The following is a 19,715-nucleotide window of genomic DNA, read 5'->3' as shown; positions in this document are numbered from 1 at the left end:
GGGGTCGGCATATGACGGCAATCCCCATATCCGGCAACATAAGTGCCGAACGTCGTTCGCTGCTCGGCAAGTTGCTTGGCTCGGCAGGACTGCAGCCCCCCGCGTCAGGTGATCCGCTACTGTCGCCCCGCGGTCACCCTGGCCCGGCAGCGCTTTCCTGGGCCCAGCAGCGCCTGTGGTTCATGCAGCGCCTCGCGCCGGCAAGCCCTTTCTACAATGTGCCTCTGAACTTGCCCCTGCGCGGCCCTCTCAACGTGGCGGCGCTCAAGCGCGCCCTTGATCACGTGGTTTCACGCCATGCCGCCCTGCGCACTGTATTCACTGACATTGCAGGCGAGCCGATGCAGCAGGTGATGCCACCCGGCCCGGTGCCGATGCCGCTGCTCGACCTAATGCATCTTGAGCCGAAGGAGCGCGAGAAGGCAGCGCGCCGCGAGGCCGGCGAACAGGCGCGGCTGACGTTTAATCTGCGGCATGGGCCCATGGTGCACGCACGTTTGCTGCGGCTGTCGATGCACGAACACTGGCTCCTGCTGACCCTGCATCACATCGCCTGTGACGGCTGGTCCATGCAGATCCTGCTGCGCGAGCTGGCTGCCGCCTATGGGGCCTTCGTCGCAAACCGGCCCTCCCCGCTGCAACCTCTGGCGATCCAGTATGCCGATTTCGCCGAATGGCAGCGCCAGTATTTCAGCGGCGAACGGCTGGAGACGGAGCTGTCCTATTGGCGCCGGCAGCTCGCCGATCTGCCGCAATTGGCGCTGGTGCCGGACCGACCGCGTCCGGATGAGCCGAGCTTCGAAGGCGATTTCGAGGAGTTGAGCATCGGGGCCGCCGTGCTCGTTTTGCTGAAACGGGTGGCAAGCGAAGAAGGCGCTACCCTGTTCATGGTGCTGTTGGCAGGCCTTGCCGCGATGCTGCAGCGCTACACAGGCGATGAAGACATCGCGATCGGCGCCCCGATCGCCAATCGCACGCGGCCCGAGGTCGAGGCGCTGATCGGTTTTTTCGTCAATACACTCGTGTTTCGCATCGACGTCAGCGGCAGACCAACCTTCCGCGAACTGGTGCGCCGTGTGCGGCAGACCGCGCTCGATGCCTACACACATCAGGACATGCCCTTCGAGAAATTGGTCGAAGCGCTTCAGCCCGAGCGCCAGCCTAACCGCAATCCGTTGTTTCAAATCGGGCTGGTGCTGCAGAACGCGTGGAACATCGATAGCGGCAGTGCACTGCCGGCTCAGGATTCGGTGGTTTCCATCGAACGCGGAACCTCCATTTTCGATATCGCATTCCACCTGCATGAGCATGCCGGCGGGATTTCCGGAGGCATGGAATACAGCACTGCGCTGTTCGATCCCGAGACGGCCGCGCGCATGGTCGGGCATTTCTGCTTCTTTCTGAACTCGGCGGCGGCAGACCCCGACCAGCCGATCGATACGATCGCGATGCTCGACCGTGACGAGCGGCGCCGGTTCCGGCACTCGTCCGAGGGCAAAGCGGTCGCCTTCGACGAGACGCCGCTCTGCCAGCAATTCGAGCGCTTCGCAGCCAACGCACCTGAGTGTATCGCGCTTGCCGGCCCCGCGGGCACCTTCACATATGGGGCGCTTGATCAGCAGGCTGAAAAACTCGCCGCCGGACTTGAGGAGGCCGGCGTTCGGCCGGGCGAACCGGTACTGCTGCTGCTCGACCGTTCCCCTGCGGCCGTGGTCGCGATACTCGCCGCGCTGAAGGCAGGCGCGGCGTTCGTACCTCTCGATATCGATCTCCCGATCGAGCGCTTGCGCTATATTGCCGAGGATACCGGGGCGCGGCACATCCTCACCGAGCCTGCGGCGTGGGGCCGTGTCGAGGGCGCGCTGTCGTTGCTCGAATGCCGGCCACTTTTCGTCAACGCGATGGCGCGCGACGGCGCCACGGCCCCGCGTGCAGCTGACCGCGCATCAGGTGATGTGGCCTACATCATCTACACTTCAGGCTCGACGGGCCAGCCGAAGGGCGTGGTCATCGGGCAGCGTGGACTGGCCAATGTTCTGGCGGCCCAACGACGACTGCTCGACACGACGGTGGAAAGCCGCGTGCTGCAGTTCGCCTCGCTCAGCTTCGATGCCGCCGTGTTCGAACTCGGCCTCGCCCTCAGCGTCGGCGCCACTCTGGTGATCCCGGGAACGGAGCAACGCATGCCCGGTGCGGGGCTCGCCCGGCTGATCGACGAGGCGCGCGTCACCCACGCGGTGTTGCCGCCTTCCGCGCTGTTCGCGTTCGATGCATCGGGGTTGCGAACTCTCACCACGCTGATGGTGGCAGGCGAAGTCTGTCCGGCCTCGATAGTGGCACAGTGGGCGCCCGGCAGGCGCTTCTTCAACCTGTACGGTCCCACGGAAACGACCATCTGGGCGACATGGGAGCGATGCGAGGATTTTTCGCGCGCGCCGACCATCGGTGTGCCGATCGACAATATGCGCGCCTTCGTCCTCGATGCGCACGGAGAGCCGGTTCCGATCGGCGTCCCAGGTGAGCTCTGTCTGGCAGGGATCGGACTGGCGCGGGAATATCTTGGCAGGCCGCAACTGACGGCCGAGCGGTTTGTCGACCTGCGGCAGGGCAATGGCCCTGTCGAAAGAATCTATCGCACCGGCGACCGCGTTCGATTGCTTGCCGACGGGCGCATCGACTTCATCGGCCGCATCGACCGCCAGATCAAGCTTCGCGGTCACCGCATCGAACTCGGCGAAGTCGAGGCGGCATTGCAATCGCACCCCGAGATCGCCGAGGCGGCGGTCGCCGTGCGCGAAGTCGGTGCTGGAGGTGCGCGTCTCGTCGCATACGTGGTGCAGCGCGACGACCCGCGCGCACCTGACGCACAGTTCGAGAGCGCAGCTTCCAGCGAGCAGGTGGAACACTGGCACCGCATCTACGATGAAACCTACGGTACGATCGCGGAAGCTACCGACCCGGCATTCGTCATCGATGGCTGGAACAGCAGCTACACGGGCCTGCCGCTCGACGAGCAGACGATGCGAGAGTGGCTGGCAAGCACGGTTGAACGATTGAATTCGCTCGCAGCCGAGCAAGCCCTCGAAATTGGGTGCGGCACGGGGTTGCTGGCTTTTCGCCTGGCACCCAAGGCCCGTCGCTATGTGGCAACCGACATCTCGCAGGGCGCGCTTGACCATTTGGCCAAGCATGCGGCCAGCACCGGGATCAAGGGTATCGAGTTCCGTCGTTGCGCTGCGCACGAGGTCGCGGCTCAATCGATGGATGCGGTGGACCTGGTGATCCTCAATTCGGTCGTGCAGTACTTCCCGAGCGAACGCTACCTGATCGACGTGATAGGTGCCGCGTTGTCAACGCTGGGTACCCGCGGCACCGTATTCATCGGTGATGTGCGGAGCCTGGCGCTGCTGGAGTGTTTCGCAGCCTCTGTGGAGTTGTACCGGGCCGAGTCCGACCTGCCGCTGGCCACCTTGCAGGAACGTGTGGCGCGCCGCCTGGGGCTGGAACAAGAGTTGGCGGTCGATTCCGAATTTTTCCTTGCCCTGGCAGCGGATTTCCCCGGCATCCGGGCCGTTGAAATCCTGGCCAAACCGGGCCGTGGCGATAATGAGCTGACGCTATTCCGCTATGACGTCATGCTCCATGTCGGCTGGTCGCCCGAGGTTGTGGAGGCGGGGGACACCTGTGACTGGGCGAGCGTGGGCAGCGCCGAAGCGCTGCTGCGGACGTTGCGGGCACTTGACGGGAAAACCCTGCTGGTCGCCGACATTCCAGGCCGAACCGTCGCGGCGGAGATGCTCGCCGCCGCGGAGGTCATGAGCAGCGATGGATCGCGCTGCGTCGGTGATCTGCGCTCGAACGCAGGACAGGTGACCGTGCAGGGGCTTGACGCGGACCAGTTGCTCGCTTGCGCGGTCGAGGCCGGCTGCAAGGTCGAGCTTCATGTTGCGGGACGCCATGCGACCGGTCACATCGACGCCGTGTTCAGTCCGCTCGCAATGAATCGGGCGGGCCGCGGGCCAATCCCGCGGCGCACTCTTGGAGGCGGCGCCGCGCACCGCCGGCGCTGGACCAACAACCCGCTGCAATCCGCCTTCGCGCGAAAGATAGTACCGCAGGTCCGCGCCTTCCTTGCCCAGCGTTTGCCGGCCTACATGATCCCGGCGCGCTTCCTGCTGCTTGACGCGCTGCCCATGACCGTGAGCGGCAAGATCGACCGCCACCGCCTGCCGAAGATAGACGGCATGCGGCCAGAACTCGGAGCTGAGTACGTTGCCCCATCGACAGCCGCTGAACTGCGGCTCGCCGCCATCTGGGGCGACATATTGCGGCTCGAGCAGGTGGGCATCAACGACAATTTCTTTGAGCTCGGCGGCGACTCCATCCTCGGCATCCAGGTCGTCAGCCGCGCGCGTGAAGCGGGGCTTTCGATCGAGCCGAACGACATCTTCGTCCACAAGACACTGGCCCTGCTCGCTCGCGCCGCGAAGCCGACCGAATCCGTTGAAGAGAACGTTGGCAAAGAAGAGGACGTTGGGGGGTTCGCCCGACATATCAAGGCGGAGGATCTGGTCACGTTGATGTCGCGCCTCAACCGTGGGCAGGGAGGCCAAGATTGAACACGAACAGAGTTGACGTTGAAGACTTCTGGCCACTGGCGCCGCTCCAGGCGGCGATGCTGGTCGCCAGTCTGCGTGCGCCGGAAAGCGGCGTCTTCATACAGCAGGAGGTGATGTCGCTGCCGGAGCCCGTCGATGCGCACGCGTTCCAGGCGGCGTGGCACGAACTGGTTCGGCGCACGCCTGCACTGCGCACGTCCTTCCACTGGCAAGACCTTGAGCAGCCGGTGCAAGTTGTTCACCGTCACGTCGCGCTGGCTTTCGAACAGCTCGACTGGCGACATCTCGACGCGACCGCCTTCGAAGCTCAGCTGGCACGGTACCTGGGGGACAGCCGCCGGGCGGGCTTCGTGCTCGATCGTCCACCCTTGATGCGGCTGGCGCTGATCCGCGGCCGCGCCGGCCAAGTGAGATTTGTCTGGGAGTTCCATCACATCCTGCTCGACGGATGGAGTGCCCAACTGCTGGCAACGGAGATGATCGAACATTATCGCGCGCTGGTCCGCAACGCGCCTTACCAGCCTCCGGTTCGACGCTCGCTACGCCACTACATCGACTGGCTGGCCACGCGCGACCTCGAAGCAGCGCGCGAATACTGGGCCGATATGCTTCGTGGCTACGACCAGCCGGTGGAGATTGGGCTGCCGCGGCCACCTGGCCGAGCGGCTCTCGCAGACGCGGACACCGAGGTCAGCGGCAACCTCGATGCAGAGGAATCTGAGCGGCTCAGGACGTTCGCACGCCAGCACGGCCTGACGTTGAACACCGTCCTGCAAGGTGCGTGGGCTTTGCTGCTCGGCCACTATACGGACCGCGACGATGTGGTTTTCGGTGCCGTCGTTTCCGGGCGACCGCCTGAGGTTCCTGGCATCGAGCAGATGATCGGTCTCTTCATCAACGCGGTCCCGGTGCGGGTGCGCGTGGATCCGCAGGCAGCACTGGTGCCATGGCTCAAGGATTTACAGAGTGCACAGGCACGCGGCTCGGCTTTCCACCACCTCGACAGCGCCGAACTGCAACGCTGCTGCGAGATCGCCCCTGATCGACCTCTGTTCGACACGCTGGTGGTGTTCGAGAATTTCCCGCAAGCAGCGGCCAAGCTCGAATCCATGACCGGCGGCGTCGACTTGGCGCGTGCCAATGTGCCACTCAGTTTGCTCGCGGTTCCGGGTGATCGGCTGCAGCTCAAACTGCGGTTCGACCGCAGCCGCTTCCATGGCGATGACATGGGAGCTCTTATCGAGCATCTGCTCAATCTGTTGCGGGGCATATACGCTGCGCCCTTTGCAACTCTGGCGACCTTTTCGCCGCTCTCCGATGCTGAACGCCGGCGGCTGATCGAAGAACCAAACGTCGGCGGTGCCGATGCATGCGTGGACCTGGATCCGCTCGAACTGTTGCGGGGTCTGGCGCGCGACAAAGGCGCGGCTCCGGCCTTCATCGCCGACGATCGTGTGCTCGACTTCGACACGCTGGAGCGCGCGTCGTCGCGGCTCGCACGACGGTTGCGCGACCTGGGTGTGGATCGCGGCGTGCCGGTCGCCGTGTCTGCGCCCCGCTCGTTGGAGCAAGTTGTGGCCTTCTACGCCGTGCTGAAGGCGCACGGCGTCTATCTGCCGCTCGATCCGGCCTATCCCAGGCACCGCCTGGAACAGATGCTGGCGGACGCCAAGCCGGCCGTGCTGCTGGCAACCGGCCCAACGCCGCCGGACGGACCGGCAACCGTGATCGACATCGGCGACGTCCTCGAACCCTGCAGCGACGATGCGGCAAACGACGAACCGGTCTGTTGGCAGCGCGACGACCCCGCCTATATCGTCTTCACATCAGGCTCGACGGGCCGTCCGAAAGGAGTGCTGGTTCAATGGGGCCAGGTGGCGAACCGGCTCGCATGGATGTGGCAGGCCTATCCCTTCGCCGCGAACGAAATGGCCTGTCAGCGTACCGCGATCAACTTTGTCGATTCGCTGTGGGAGCTGTTGGGCGCCACGCTGCAAGGTGTGCCGACCACGATCGCTTCCGAGCAGATCGCAACGGATGCATCCGCGTTGATCCGCCTGCTGGCATCGCGCGGCGTCACGCGGCTGTGGCTGGTGCCGTCGCTGCTGAAGATGATGCTCGAGGCGCAACCGGACCTCGGGCGGCACTTGCCGCACCTGCTGTTCTGGGTTTGCACCGGCGAGCCGCTCCCGGCAGACCTCTACCACCAGTTCCGACGACACCATGCGGAGGCCACGCTCTACAATCTTTACGGGACTTCGGAAATCTGGGACGCCACTTGGTTCGATCCCGATCAAGAGCCTCCTGTGCTGGGCGTCGTCCCGATCGGCCGACCGATCACCGGCGTGCGCGCCTATGTGCTCGACAGCAAGCTGCGCCCCGTTCCGCTTGAGGTGGCGGGCGAGCTGTATGTTGGCGGCGCAGGTGTCGCGCTTGGATATCTCGGGCCCACCGAACTGACGCGCGAGCGCTTTGTGGCCGACCCTTTTGCAGGCAGCAAGGCGGCACGAATGTACCGCACCGGGGACCTGGCCCGAGTGCGGCGCGACGGCTCGATTGTATGCCTCGGCCGGCGCGACCAGCAGATCAAGTTGCGTGGTTTCCGGATCGAACCGGCCGAAGTCGAGGCGCTGCTTCGACAGGCCCCCGAAGTCAGCGATGCCATGGTTGTGCTGCGGGAGGATCGCCTGGTTGCCTACGTCGCCGCGCCCGCATCAAGCTTCGATGCCCGGCGATTGTTGGCCGGGTTGCGGGAACGGCTTCCTCACGCGTTCCTGCCGGCAGTCATCGTGCGTTTCGACGCGCTGCCGCTGACGCCCAACGGAAAGCGCGACAGGCTGGCGCTGCCGCCGCCGGGAGAACTGCCCGATGCTGGCGATGCCAATCCGGTGCTGCCATTTGAGAAAGAGGTCCAGGCGTGTTTCGCGCAGGTGCTGCAGCTGCATCTGGTGACGCTTGACGCAGACTTCTTCCTCGATCTCGGCGGGCATTCGCTGGCGGCCTTGCGCGTCAGTTCACGACTGTCACGCCAACTCGGAACCGATGTGCCGGCGGGAGTCGTGTTTGACCACCCGTCTGTCCGCCAACTTGCCGGTTGGATCGCGGAGCGCCAGGCCGCGACTCCGGAAGCCAGCGACGACGAGTTGTTGGAGCTGTTGACGTCGCTGCCAGCGGCCGAGCGCGAGGCGCTGCTCGCCTCACGAGAACCAGCTGAATCGAGAGGGGCGCCTTGAACAGTCTGCAAAACCGTATCACCGCAATGACCCCGGAGCAGAAGCGCTCGCTGCGCGAACACGTCATTCGGGTTCGGCCGGCGCAGGAAATCCCTGTCCAGCCGCGCGACGGACGCGACTTCCCGCTTTCACACTCGCAAGATCGCCTGTGGTTCCTCGACCAACTCGTTCCGGGCAATCCCTTCTACAATATCTCGATTGCGCAGAGGCTGCCGTTTGTCCCCCTTCAGCGTTACCTGGAAAAGGCACTGTCGGCGGTGGTCGCCCGCCATGAGGCGCTGCGCACCGTGTTCCCGCTCGTCCGAGGGCAGCCGGTGCAGCGCATTCTGCCTGCAACGACCATGCGATGCGAGATCGACGACCTCAGCTGCGAGCCGGATCCGGAGGCGCGCGCCGCGCAGATTGCCTCGGCTGCCAGCCAGCAGCCTTTCGACCTTGCCGAAGGCCCGCTTCTGCATTGTCGGCTGTTGGAGCTTTCTGCCGGTGAATCGCTGCTGCTGCTCGTGATCCATCACATCGTCGCCGACGGATGGTCGCTGGAGAAATTGCTGGCCGAAATCGGCCAGGTCTATTCCGAGCTGTTGACCGGCAGGCTTCCGTCCCTGCCACCATTGCCGGTGCAGTATGCCGACTTTGCCGTCTGGCAGCGCGAGGCAATGTCTGGTGAAAAGATGGCTCAGCACCGCAAATACTGGGTGCAGCGGCTGGAGGGCATGCAGCAACTCGAGCTGCCCACGGACCATCCTCGTCCCGCCCGGCCAAGTTATCGCGGCGCGCGCGCACCGATCACCATCGATGCAGCCGCAACCGCGGCCGCCGAAGCACTGGCACGCCGCCTGCACACAACGCGCTTCACCGTGCTGTTTGCCGCTTTTGCCGCGCTGCTGCACCGGCTCGCGGGACAGGATGAGGTGACCATCGGAACTCCGATGGCGGCGCGTCCCTATTCCGAGCTCGAAGACGTCGTCGGCTTTTTTGCCAACACCGTGGTTTTGCGGCTGGATTTCAGCGGCGGCTGCAGCTTCGAGGAAGCGGTGGAGCGTACGCATGCGCGGCTGCGTGAGGCGCAGAACCATCAGGACCTGCCCTTCTCCATGGTGGTCGCGGCCCTGGCGCCCGAACAGGATCTGTCGCGCAACCCGCTGTTTCAAGTTTCGTTCCAGGTGCTCTCTTCCAGCCAGGTGCGCAGGACGATCACGGATGCCGCGCCGGCGTTCAACTTCGCGCGTGGCACTTCTGCCTTCGACCTTACCCTGCAGCTTACCGAAACGGCATCGTGCCTGGTCGGCGAACTGGAATACGCTACCGATCTCTTTCAGCAGGCAAGCGCCGAACGACTGGTGGAGCGCTTCCTGCGACTGCTTTGCGCGGCACTGGCCGATCCCGAAGCTTCGGTGGCAGATCTTCCGCTGATGGATGCCGCCGAACTGCGTCAGTTGGAAGCCTGGTCGCGAGGCCCTGTGATGCAGCCGGCCGAAACCGACCTGTGCGGGCTGTTCGAAGCACAAGCGCGTCTGAGCCCGGACGCAGTCGCCTGCCAGGCACCCGACGGACACCTCAGCTATGCGGAGCTCGACGGCGGGGCCAACAGTCTCGCTCATCAGCTCATCGCACACGGCGTGAAGCCCGGCGATTGCGTGGGGGTCGCGATCGAGCCGTGCATGTACCTGCCGATGGCACTGCTCGCCGTGCTCAAGGCCGGCGCTGCCTATGTGCCGCTGGGGCCCGAATTGCCAGTTCAGCGCGCCCGCGACATGCTCGTCGATGCAGGGGCGACGGTGCTTCTTGTTTCCAAAGGCACGGAATCCGACCTGCAGAGCGGGTTCACCTCGATCGCGGTGGACCGCGAACCACCGCAATCCGGCGTACCGTCCCCTAAGGTGCGGCGCGACGCCGAGAGCCCGGCCTACATACTGTTCACTTCCGGTTCCACCGGACGGCCCAAGGGCGTCTCGGTGCCGCATCGCGCATTGCTCAACTACCTCCGCTGGTGCATGAGCGTCTATCCGGTGGACGATGGCGAAGGGGCACCGCTGTGCACTTCGATCACCGCCGACATGTCGGTCACCACGCTTTTCGTGCCGCTCCTGTGCGGCAAGACCGTGTTTTTGCTGCCTGCCGGGGGCGGCCTCGAAGCGCTCGAAGAAGCGCTTCACTCGGGCCGGCGCTACAGCTTTGTCAAATTGACCCCAAGCCACCTCGAAGGATTGCGCCAGCTTGCGGCAGGGCGGGCGCCCGCCTGCGCAACCGGCTGTTTCATCGTTGGAGGCGAAGCCTTGCACGGTGAGACGCTGGAGCCCTGGCGCACGCACATGCCGGGATTGCTGATCGTCAATGAGTATGGGCCAACAGAAACCACGGTTGGCTGCTGCGCGCATTTTCTGCGCGCCGGCGACATTCGACCGGGCCCGGTGCCGATTGGCCGTCCAATCGCCCTCACGCGGTTGAATGTGTGTAACGGGTCCGGTGCGCCGGTCCCGGTCGGGGTGGTTGGCGAACTGCGAATTGGCGGCGCCGGCGTTGCGCTGGGCTATGTCGGCCAGGCCAGTCTCACCGCGGAGCGTTTCGTACGCGGACCGGACGGAGCCCTGGTCTACCGTTCAGGGGACCGAGTGCGGCACCGTCGTGATGGCACGCTCGAATACCTCGGCCGCGCCGACAATCAGATCAAGTTGCGTGGGCACCGTGTCGAGCCAGATGAGGTGGAGGCTGCACTGCGCACACACCCGGCGGTGGCTGAAGCGGCCGTGGTGCTCCACCGCGCCGGACCGGATGATGACAGACTGCATGCGGCATTGCTGCTTTCGCCGGGGTGCAACCTCGATCAGGCCGACTTGACCGGGACTTTTCGCAGCCATCTCCAGGATAAACTGCCGCCGTTCATGATCCCGAGCGCCTTCAAGATCGTCGAAGAGATCCCGCTCACCGCCAATGGCAAGGCAGACCGCGATCGTATCGCCGGGATGCTTGCCGGCGCCGCCCCGAGGCAGCGGCGGCACGCGACTCCGCAAACCGCCCTTGAAACATTGCTCGTCAGGTGCTTCTGCGACGTGTTGAAGGTCCCGGAAGCCGGCGCGACCGACGATTTCTTCGCCGATCTCGGAGGCCACTCGCTATTGGCTACGCGACTGGTTTCGCAACTGCGGGAGCTGTTGCAGATCGAGATTCCGCTGCGTCGAGTGTTCGAGGCCCGATGCGCACGCGAGCTTTCACGCGCGATTGCCCCTGACGATTCGGCGCGGCAGCGGCTGGAAGCGGCCGCAGCCATCGTGCTGCAGGTGCTTGAAATGAGCGATGCCGATGTACGCCAACAATTGCACGAGCAAGGAGATGGCGCATGCGTGTGATGCTGGATGTATTCTCCGGTCGCCCCAACCCGACATGGCAGGTGCCGCCGGCTTTAGCCCAACATTTCAGGCAGCTGATGTCGCGCCAGGGCGGGCCGGCCTCTGCTGCCCCGATGCCGGCGCTTGGCTATCGCGGCCTGCTCGTCGGGAGTGGTCCGGAAGACGCCGACGCGCCGGCAGCCTTTTATGTCGGCGTGCCACCGCTTGCAACAGTGGAGACCCGGGAGGAACTCGTCTCCGCACGACGGGCGCGGCTGCCGGATGACGAGCGCGAGGCCGTTTTGGCGCTGTTGGAAAGCGCCCGACCGATCGTTGCGCGTACAGTGATCGACGAAGCAGCGCGCTCCGTCGAATGGCGGGGCGACGGGGTGGCACCACGTGCTGGCCGCAGCGCTGCGCTACGCGCCAGCCACGCGGAGGCGGCCACAGCTGCCGAACAGCCGGAGGTCGGCCCGCCCTGTGAGCCGATCCTCGCCGCTTATAGCCCCTGGTTCTGGAACACAGCTTCCGTGCGCCTGCGCAACAATTGCTACAATTATGCCAGCAACTATGTTTCCAATTTCGTGGCGCAGCCCGGACGCAGGGTTGGCCGCCAGTATGACGAGTTCAGCTGCGAGGCGGTTGCGCGAGCTGCAATCGCCGATGGGTTCAGGGCCAACTGCGACGGCCCGGCGCGGCTGGCGGCGCTGGCTGTTTGGCCGGGACACGATTTCCATTGGTACCGCTCGCATGGCGCCTTCTGGGCCCACAAGCTGGGCATCTACAGTGCCCGCAACGTTGACAACCAGGGCCGCGTCATCGCCGGCGCACTGACGCCGGCGACGTGCGACCGCGGCCCCTACACACAATTTTGCAGTTATCTGTTCGTACCACCGGGCGTGGAGGTCTTGTAGTGCGCGTGGTGTTGGACGTGTTCTCAGGCAGGCCGAATCCTTCGTTCGGGCTGGCACCCAATGAGGCCGCGGAACTGGCCGCCCGGGCGCGGGCGTTGTCGGTTCCAAGCGCCGCGCCAGCCGGGCCCCAGGCGGGCTGGCGCGGGTTCGTCGTTCTGGGCGACGGCCTGCCCGGTTCTGAACCGATCTTACTGCGGGTCAAGGAGAAGGTGGTCGAGATGCAAAATGGCGCCTGGCAGGACAGCACCGGTATCGAGGTATTGCTTGAGACGTCTGCGCGACGTCATGGCTATGGTGCGTTGCTGGATGAAGCGCGCAAACGTACCAACTCTGGAGCTGTGTCATGAACCCGGAGCAACAATCGCCTTGGCAATGGACCCATGACGGTCCCCAGCTTGACTTCGCCCGCGCTTTCGCGCGCTTTCGCGGCGTCCTGGAATCCGCCTGGACCTCGCCAGAGGATGGCGCGGCGGTTGCCGAGACCTTCGCCCGCTGCGCCGAAGCGATGCAGGAGCCGCTCCAGGCCCCCGAGGTGGCGGAACGCATAGCTCAGTCATTTGCCGCCTATCACGAGGCGCTGCGTGCGGCGACACTGACGCCGGAAGCGCGAAAGATGGTGCGGGAGGCACTGCACGAATACGTGGCCGAGCTCATCAAGGCCTGGGCTGGGGTCCCGCCTGACAATTTGGCGGCTGCGGATCTTGTGGCAATCGCGCAAAGCATGAGCTGGATCGCCAATGTGGCGGTCGACATCGAAAATGCCTGAGCCGCCGGACGTCGGCAAGGTCGACTTGTGGCTGCTCGACGTGCGGCCGTGCATTGCGGCAGAAGCCGATGCGCTGGAGCTGCTCGACGATGAAGAACGCGGGCGCGCGGAGCGGCTGCGTTGCCCCCGCGCGCGGGCACAATTCGTGCGCACGCGAGCGGGATTGCGCCGCATCCTGGCAAGTTACCTGGCGGTGCAGCCACAGTCCGTCCCCTTTGCGTATGGCGCTCACGGCAAGCCTCGGATGCCATGGGGACGGTTGCGCTTCAATGTTTCGCATGCGGGTGGGGCGGCGCTTCTCGCATTTGCATCTGAATGCGAAGTCGGCGTCGATCTGGAACGCATCGAAACCGTCGATGCCGCCGAAATCCTGACGACATGGGCATCGGCACGCGACTATGCCGCCTGGAGAGCCTCCACCCCCGGCGACCGCCTGGCCGCCCTCTACCGCGGCTGGGTGCGCAAGGAGGCCATACTCAAGGCGTGGGGCTGCGGATTTTCCGTGGCGCCTCAAGAGCTTGACGTACCCATGAGTGCGAAGGCCGGGGAACATATCGTCGTCGGCACGGCCTTGCACCGACCCAACTGCCGAGTGCTCGATGTGCCGGTAGGCAGTTCCTGGACTGCGGCGCTCGCAGTCGAAGGCGGGGCACCTTGTACGGCCTCGTTCATGGTCCAGCCTGCGTAAGACCGACCCGGCTGTCTCGAAAGATGCCAAGCAGCAATTTGGTTCTGGAGAACAGCTTTCCTTGACGGGAGCGGCTAAGCCACCAATGTACGGGGGACCCTCTTGTCTGCAGGAACTTTTGCTTATGACCGCCTCGATCTACGATATTCCGTTCAGCCGCGCCGACGGCTCTACCACAAGCCTTCGTGCATATGCCGACAGCGTCCTGCTGATCGTCAACGTCGCCTCCAAATGCGGCTACACCAAGCAGTATGATGGCCTGGAGGCGCTTTACGCATCGTATCGCGAGCGTGGCCTGGTGGTGCTCGGCTTTCCGGCCAATGACTTCGCCGGCCAGGAACCGGGCACCGACGCCGAAATCCAGGAATTCTGCCGGCTGACCTATGGTGTCGAATTCCCAGTGTTCGCCAAGATCGTGGTGAAGGGACCACAGAAGCATCCGCTCTATCGAGCGTTGATCGAGGCGCTGCCGAAGGCTGTCTTCCAATCGGGTAGCACGCTGGCGGCCCGGATGGCGGGCAAAGGTGCCGCGCCCGAACCCGACGAGGTGAGTTGGAACTTCGAGAAGTTTCTGGTCGACCGCAAAGGGATCGTTGTCGCCCGCTTTGGCTCCGACATCGAGCCGCAGGACGAGGCGATCGTCGCCCCTCTCCGCAAGCTCCTGGCGGTGTGACGCAAGATACAGCCTGCTGGTGCGGCCCTTCCATGGCTGCGTGCTGCAAGGTTCTTGGCACCGCTGCGTTGCAGCTTCAGTGGTAAAGCCAGCCATCTAACCCGAGGAGAGTAGGCTATGGATCTGCAACTGGACGGAAAACGCGCCCTGGTCACCGGCGGCAGCAAGGGAATTGGTCGTGCCATCGCCCGGCAATTGGCCCTGGAAGGCGTCGATCTCGTCATCGCCGCACGCAACGTTGCCGATGTGGACATTGCCGCGCGCGAACTGGCTGCTGAGACCGGACGCAAGATCGTCGGACTGACCGTCGACACACAGGACGACAGCTCGGTCAGAGCGCTGGTGGCCGCAACGGTCGCGGCGCTCGGTGGCCTCGACATTCTGGTCAACGCCGCGGCCAAGCCGGGCGGACAGGCACCGCCGCCGAAACTGGCCGAGATCACCGACGACCTGTTCTGGGATGACGTGAACGTCAAGGTGATGGGCTATCTTCGCATGGCGCGCGAGGCTGCTCCTCACATGGCTGCCGCGGGCTGGGGCCGAATTATCAACATAAGCGGCCTCGCGGCGCGCCAGACCGGCTCGATCATCGGCTCGATCCGCAATGTTGCCGTCTCTGCCCTGACCAAGAATCTCGCTGACGAATTGGGCCTCACGGGGATCAACGTGACGGTGGTCCATCCTGGCCTGACCCGCACCGAAAAGACCGCTCCCCTGGTCGCCGCCCGCGCGGCTTCGGCAGGCGTTTCGCCCGAGGAGATCGAACAGCGTCTTGCCGCCAATGTCACGATCGGTCGCCTCGTCGATATGGCCGAGATCGCCGACGTCGTTGCATTCCTCGCTTCGCCGCGAAGCGTTGCCATCAACGGCGACGCGATCGCATGCGGCGGCGGGGTCAAGGGGCCGATACACTATTAGCCGGCAACGGCCGGCGGCTGTTGCGGTCGGCTACTTGTGCATCAAAAATTCTCCACCCAGGGCCGCAATTCGATCTCCCACGTCCAGGCACTTCGATGCTGCTGATGGATTGCGAGATAGGCGTCGGCGATCGCGTCCGGCGACAGCCAACGGTCGGGCGGGGTCGAGTCCGGCGACCGCACCGGGTCGCTGGATGCTATGCCGCCATCGATGACGAAATGCGCCACGTGGATGTTCTTTGGCGCAAGCTCGCGCGCCATCGACTGCGCCAGCCCACGCAGACCAAACTTCGGCATTGCGAAACCGGCAGAATTGGCAAAGCCCTTGACGCTGGCCGTGGCTCCCGTGAACAGGATCGATCCGGCGCCCGCGGCCTGTAACCTACGTGCGGCTTGCTGGCCGAACAGAAAGCCGCCATAGGCACCCACGAGCAGTGCTTTTTTCACCTCCTCCGGATCGAGATCGGCAATGCCGCCGCGCACGCGGCCGGCCGCATTGAAGATCGCCAGCGAGAGCGGGCCGATGCCATCCACCGCATGGAACAGGTTTTCCACCGATGCCGGGTCCGACACGTCGGTTGAGATCACCTCGGCCCCGGTCTCGGCGGCAAGCGCGTCGAGCTTCGCAACATTGCGCGCCGCCAGCACCAGCTTGAATCCTTGGCGGCTGAATACCCTCGCCAACGAGGCGCCAAGGCCGGATCCCACGCCTGCGATAACGGCAACTTTGCTTGTCATGGTTTTCTCCGACGTTGCGCCTTTGTGATCGGGATAAGCCCTCAGTCAGGCAGATGAATAGCTCGCTGGTTGTAAAGGATCTTGCGGATTTGGGCCTGTTCCTCCGGCGTAAGCTTGCTCTGATCGGTTGACAGGTCGGCGCCCACCGCCAGGCCACGCCGGACGCCCGGGCGCGCGCCGACCTCCTCGAACCAGCGTTTGAAATGCCTGAACTCATTAATGTCCTGGCCCTGTGCCTGCCAGTTGACGGTCCAGGGATAGCTGATGATATCGGCGATGGTGAAGTCTTCACCTGCAAGGTAGCGGCGATCGCGAAGTCGCATATTGAGGACGCCGTAGAGCCGGTTTGCTTCGTCGGTGAAGCGGCGCACCGCGTAGGACTGGTCGCCTTCCTTGTCGCCCAGCCTGCGGAAGTGACCCGCTTCTCCCAGCTTCGGCCCCTGGTTGGCCATCTGCCATATCACCCACTGCGCGACATCGTACTTGGTGCGCAGGTCCTGCGGCCAGAGCTTGCCGGTCTTCTCCGCAAGATAGAACAGGATCGCGCCGGACTCGAACACGCCGATGGGCGCGCCGCCGTCTTTCGGTTCGGTATCGACGATGGCCGGCATGCGGTGGTTGGGATTGAGCTTTAGGTATTCAGGCGTGAACTGGTCGCCATGTGAGATGTCCACGGGCTTCAGTTTGTAAGGCGTGCCTGTCTCTTCCAGGAAGATCGAGATTTTTTTGCCGTTGGGCGTCGGCCAGTAATAGAGATCGATCATGCTGCGTCCTGCCTGCGCTGTTGGGGAAGCGGCATCAGCTTCGCGCCATTCGCTCATGAAGCAAGCTAGACGAAATCGGGTTCCGGTTCACGAAGCGACGATCTACGGATGCACGATTTTGAGGAAAAATTGTCTGTACGAGGACGGAGACTGAGCAAGCGTCAGGACGCGTTTGACCGCGGCCCGCGGGCAGCTACGGCACCAGCGCCGCCTAAGCCGGAATAAGCACCGTCAGCCTGATGCCGGATAATGGACAATTTGCTTACGTTAGTCGTGCTCGCGTGGTGCGCGGCGTGGCCAGGAGCAGGCTCGTTTCGCTGCCCGTTATGCCGGCAATCAATCGGATGCGCCGTAGCACAGCATCGAAATCAGTCAGTGATGCCGTCCCGAGTTCGACAACCAGGTCCCATCGGCCATTGGTGGTGTGGATGGTCGAGACTTCCGGGAAGCCGCCCAGCGCCCGGACCACGCGGTCGGCGGCATGGCCCTCGATCTCGATGAGCATGATACCGCGGATGCGCTGATCGACGGCGTCGGCGCGCAGCACCACCGTGTAGCCGATGATGTCGCCGGACCGTTCCAGCCGCTCCATACGGGCCCTGACCGTGGCGCGCGAGACGCCGAGATCGACGGCAAGATCCGACACGCTGCGCCGCGCGTCATGCCGCAGCAAGGTTACGAGCCGTTCGTCCAGCGTATCCATCAGCTTACCATTTTGACCAGTTCTGCTGCCAATACGATAAACAATGCATTTCGAATTGCCAATTCTGCCTGTTCATATCGCCGGCTCGCCATGGTTCTCTCACGGCATTCGAACTTGGCCGTGGGAAAAACAATGCGTTGCAAAATCGTCGGGGCACCGGTGCAGGACGGCGCCGGCAGAATGGGCTGCGAAATGGGGCCGAGCGCCCTGAGGACCGCCGGACTTGTTGAAGTGCTGTCCGGCCTCGGCCACGCTGTCGAGGATATGGGCGCCGTACAGGCGATGCCGGCGAGACGCATTTCGCATGGCAATCTGGCGCTGAAGGCCCTGCCCGAAATATCGGCCTGGACATCCGCTATTGCCGCGGCCGCATACGCGGCGAGCGAGGACGCCATGCCGATCTTTCTCGGCGGCGACCATTCGATCTCGGCCGGGACCGTGTCGGGCCTCGCCCGCCGCGCCGCTGAGACCGGGCGGCCGCTGTTCGTGCTGTGGCTCGACGCGCATCCGGACTTCCACACGCTCGACACTACCGCCAGCGGCAATCTGCACGGTGTTCCGCTTGCTTACGCGAGCGGCCAGCCAGGTTTCCACGGCTATTTTCCGGATCTACCGGCAGTGGTCGATCCCAAGCGTATCTGCACAATGGGCCTGCGCAGTGTCGACCCGGCCGAGCGCAGCGCGCTCAACCAGGCGGGCGTCACCGTGCACGACATGCGCGCCATCGACGAGCATGGCATCGCGCCGCTGCTGCGCGCCTTCCTGGCGCGAGTGTCTGATGAAAACGGGCTGCTGCATGTCAGTCTCGACGTTGATTTCCTCGACCCGTCGATCGCGCCCGCAGTCGGCACCACGGTTCCCGGAGGCGCGACGTTCCGTGAGGCGCATCTGGTGATGGAGATGCTGTCCGACAGCGGCCTCGTCTCCAGCCTGGACCTGGTCGAGTTGAATCCCTTTCTGGACGAGCGTGGCCGAACCGCGACGCTGATGGTCGACCTGACCGCGAGCCTTATGGGCCGCCGCATCATGGACCGGCCGACCCGCAGCCATTCCGGGAGCTTTTGATCATGACCACGGCAAAGCTGAACATCGTCCCCTTCGTCAGCGTCGACCGCATGATGAAGCTGGTGAATGTTATCGGTGTCGAGCGCTTCCTGACCGAACTCGCTGGCTACATCGAGGAAGACTTCCGTCGCTGGGACCTGTTCGACAAGACGCCGCGCATCGCCTCGCACAGCCATGACGGCGTCATCGAGCTGATGCCGACGAGCGATGGTCGCCTTTATGGCTTCAAATATGTCAACGGCCATCCGAAGAACATGCGCCAGGGTCTGCAGACGGTCACGGCCTTCGGCGTACTCGCCGATGTCGGCAGCGGCTATCCGATGCTGCTCACGGAAATGACCATCCTGACTGCCCTGCGCACCGCCGCCACGTCCGCTGTCGCGGCCAAGTATCTGGCGCCGAGCGGCGCTCGCACCATGGCCATCATCGGCAATGGCGCCCAATCGGAATTCCAGGCGATCGCCTTCAAGGCGCTGACCGGCGTCGATCGGCTGAGGCTCTACGACATCGACCGCTCCGCCTCGCGCAAATGCGCCAAGAACCTGGCTGGCATGGGATTTGACATCACCATCTGCGAAACCGGACAGGAAGCGGTCGAAGGTGCCGGGATCATCACGACCGTTACCGCAGACAAGCAGTGCGCCACCATTCTCACCGACAACATGGTCGGCTCCGGCGTCCACATCAACGCCGTCGGCGGCGACTGCCCCGGCAAGACCGAATTGCACAGGGACATCCTGCTGCGCTCCGACATTTTCGTCGAGTTCCCTCCCCAGACACGCATCGAGGGCGAGATCCAGCAGTTGGGTCCCGACCATCCGGTGACCGAGCTCTGGCAGGTGATCGCCGCCAAGACCCAAGGCCGCCGAGACGCCAAGCAGATTACCCTGTTCGATTCCGTCGGCTTCGCGATCGAGGATTTTTCCGCGCTACGCTATGTGCGTGACCAGTTGCAGGCGACTGGCCTCTATGAGGAACTCGACCTGCTCGCTGATCCGGATGAACCACGCGACTTGTTCGGCATGCTGCTAAGAGCAGCCATGCAGCCGGCAGCATAAACAAGGCTCGCCCCGAGAACAGCAGGTCCCTGCCTTACCAGCCGAGCCAGATTTCCTTTTACGTTTGAACATGAGTTTAGACGTTCAGGGAACTGGATCGAAGATGCGAAAGACAATTCTTTACGATCCGTTAACCGCGTCGATACTTTGACGCAAATTTCCGTTACGGAAGCCAAAAACCAGGTGCATTGGTCGCCAATCCGTTTTAGTTTACATTCTATAAATGCGTTACTCGGCGAAGTTGACTTTGA

General features: G+C 64.0%; 14 protein-coding genes. 11 read left to right on the top strand and 3 right to left on the bottom strand.

The genetic code is table 11. From position 1 onward, the window contains the following. The first annotated feature begins 11 nt into the window (after positions 1–11). From CGZ66_RS00425 to CGZ66_RS00385, 9 genes are all read left to right on the top strand, one after another. Entirely contained in the window at positions 12–4,619 is a 4,608-nt protein-coding gene (locus CGZ66_RS00425; RefSeq protein ID WP_095080429.1) for a non-ribosomal peptide synthetase, read from the top strand. Then, a complete protein-coding gene (locus CGZ66_RS00420) occupies positions 4,616–7,852 on the top strand; it encodes a non-ribosomal peptide synthetase (RefSeq protein ID WP_095080425.1) in 3,237 nt (1,078 codons plus the stop codon). The genes CGZ66_RS00425 and CGZ66_RS00420 overlap by 4 nt, the downstream gene beginning before the upstream one ends. Continuing rightward, positions 7,849–11,199 (top strand): non-ribosomal peptide synthetase, encoded by a 3,351-nt coding sequence (locus CGZ66_RS00415; RefSeq protein WP_095080421.1) that lies wholly within the window; start codon positions 7,849–7,851, stop codon positions 11,197–11,199. The genes CGZ66_RS00420 and CGZ66_RS00415 overlap by 4 nt, the downstream gene beginning before the upstream one ends. Then, a complete protein-coding gene (locus CGZ66_RS00410) occupies positions 11,190–12,092 on the top strand; it encodes a hypothetical protein (protein ID WP_095080418.1) in 903 nt (300 codons plus the stop codon). The genes CGZ66_RS00415 and CGZ66_RS00410 overlap by 10 nt, the downstream gene beginning before the upstream one ends. Next, positions 12,092–12,439: a hypothetical protein gene (locus tag CGZ66_RS00405; protein ID WP_095080411.1), complete on the top strand. Its 348-nt coding sequence runs from the start codon at positions 12,092–12,094 to the stop codon at positions 12,437–12,439. Before CGZ66_RS00410 ends, CGZ66_RS00405 begins: the two co-directional genes overlap by 1 nt. Then, complete coding sequence (locus CGZ66_RS00400; RefSeq protein WP_095080410.1) at positions 12,436–12,858, top strand: hypothetical protein; 423 nt, start codon at positions 12,436–12,438, stop codon at positions 12,856–12,858. Before CGZ66_RS00405 ends, CGZ66_RS00400 begins: the two co-directional genes overlap by 4 nt. Beyond that, entirely contained in the window at positions 12,851–13,546 is a 696-nt protein-coding gene (locus CGZ66_RS00395) for a 4'-phosphopantetheinyl transferase family protein (protein WP_167391932.1), read from the top strand. The genes CGZ66_RS00400 and CGZ66_RS00395 overlap by 8 nt, the downstream gene beginning before the upstream one ends. A gap of 124 nt (positions 13,547–13,670) precedes the next feature. Then, on the top strand, positions 13,671–14,219 hold the full coding sequence (locus tag CGZ66_RS00390) for a glutathione peroxidase (protein ID WP_095080408.1): 549 nt from the start codon (positions 13,671–13,673) through the stop codon (positions 14,217–14,219). A 117-nt stretch (positions 14,220–14,336) separates the two neighbouring features. Continuing rightward, entirely contained in the window at positions 14,337–15,137 is an 801-nt protein-coding gene (locus tag CGZ66_RS00385; RefSeq protein WP_095080406.1) for an SDR family oxidoreductase, read from the top strand. Between the two features lie 41 nt (positions 15,138–15,178). On the opposite strand, the gene CGZ66_RS00380 is transcribed toward CGZ66_RS00385, so the two are convergent. From CGZ66_RS00380 to CGZ66_RS00370, 3 genes are all read right to left on the bottom strand, one after another. Beyond that, complete coding sequence (locus tag CGZ66_RS00380) at positions 15,179–15,874, bottom strand: SDR family NAD(P)-dependent oxidoreductase (RefSeq protein WP_095080405.1); 696 nt, start codon at positions 15,872–15,874, stop codon at positions 15,179–15,181. A gap of 41 nt (positions 15,875–15,915) precedes the next feature. Beyond that, the gene (locus CGZ66_RS00375; RefSeq protein ID WP_095081027.1) at positions 15,916–16,638 is read right to left on the bottom strand and encodes a glutathione binding-like protein; all 723 of its coding nucleotides are present in this window, start codon (positions 16,636–16,638) and stop codon (positions 15,916–15,918) included. 262 nt (positions 16,639–16,900) lie between these two features. Beyond that, entirely contained in the window at positions 16,901–17,341 is a 441-nt protein-coding gene (locus CGZ66_RS00370) for an Lrp/AsnC family transcriptional regulator (protein ID WP_095080404.1), read from the bottom strand. A gap of 132 nt (positions 17,342–17,473) precedes the next feature. Here CGZ66_RS00370 and rocF point away from each other — a divergent pair, with 132 nt between their 5' ends. Continuing rightward, positions 17,474–18,406: an arginase gene (gene rocF, locus CGZ66_RS00365; protein WP_095080402.1), complete on the top strand. Its 933-nt coding sequence runs from the start codon at positions 17,474–17,476 to the stop codon at positions 18,404–18,406. 2 nt (positions 18,407–18,408) lie between these two features. Continuing rightward, positions 18,409–19,464 carry an ornithine cyclodeaminase gene (locus CGZ66_RS00360; RefSeq protein WP_095080401.1) on the top strand — a complete coding sequence of 352 codons (1,056 nt, stop codon included), beginning with the start codon at positions 18,409–18,411 and terminating at the stop codon, positions 19,462–19,464. The last annotated feature ends 251 nt before the right edge of the window (positions 19,465–19,715 follow it).

This window comes from Mesorhizobium sophorae (assembly GCF_002270415.1).
Taxonomy (GTDB): domain Bacteria; phylum Pseudomonadota; class Alphaproteobacteria; order Rhizobiales; family Rhizobiaceae; genus Mesorhizobium; species Mesorhizobium sophorae.
The sequence above is the reverse complement of the archived record's forward strand: the minus strand, read 5'-3'. Positions and strand labels throughout refer to the sequence as shown.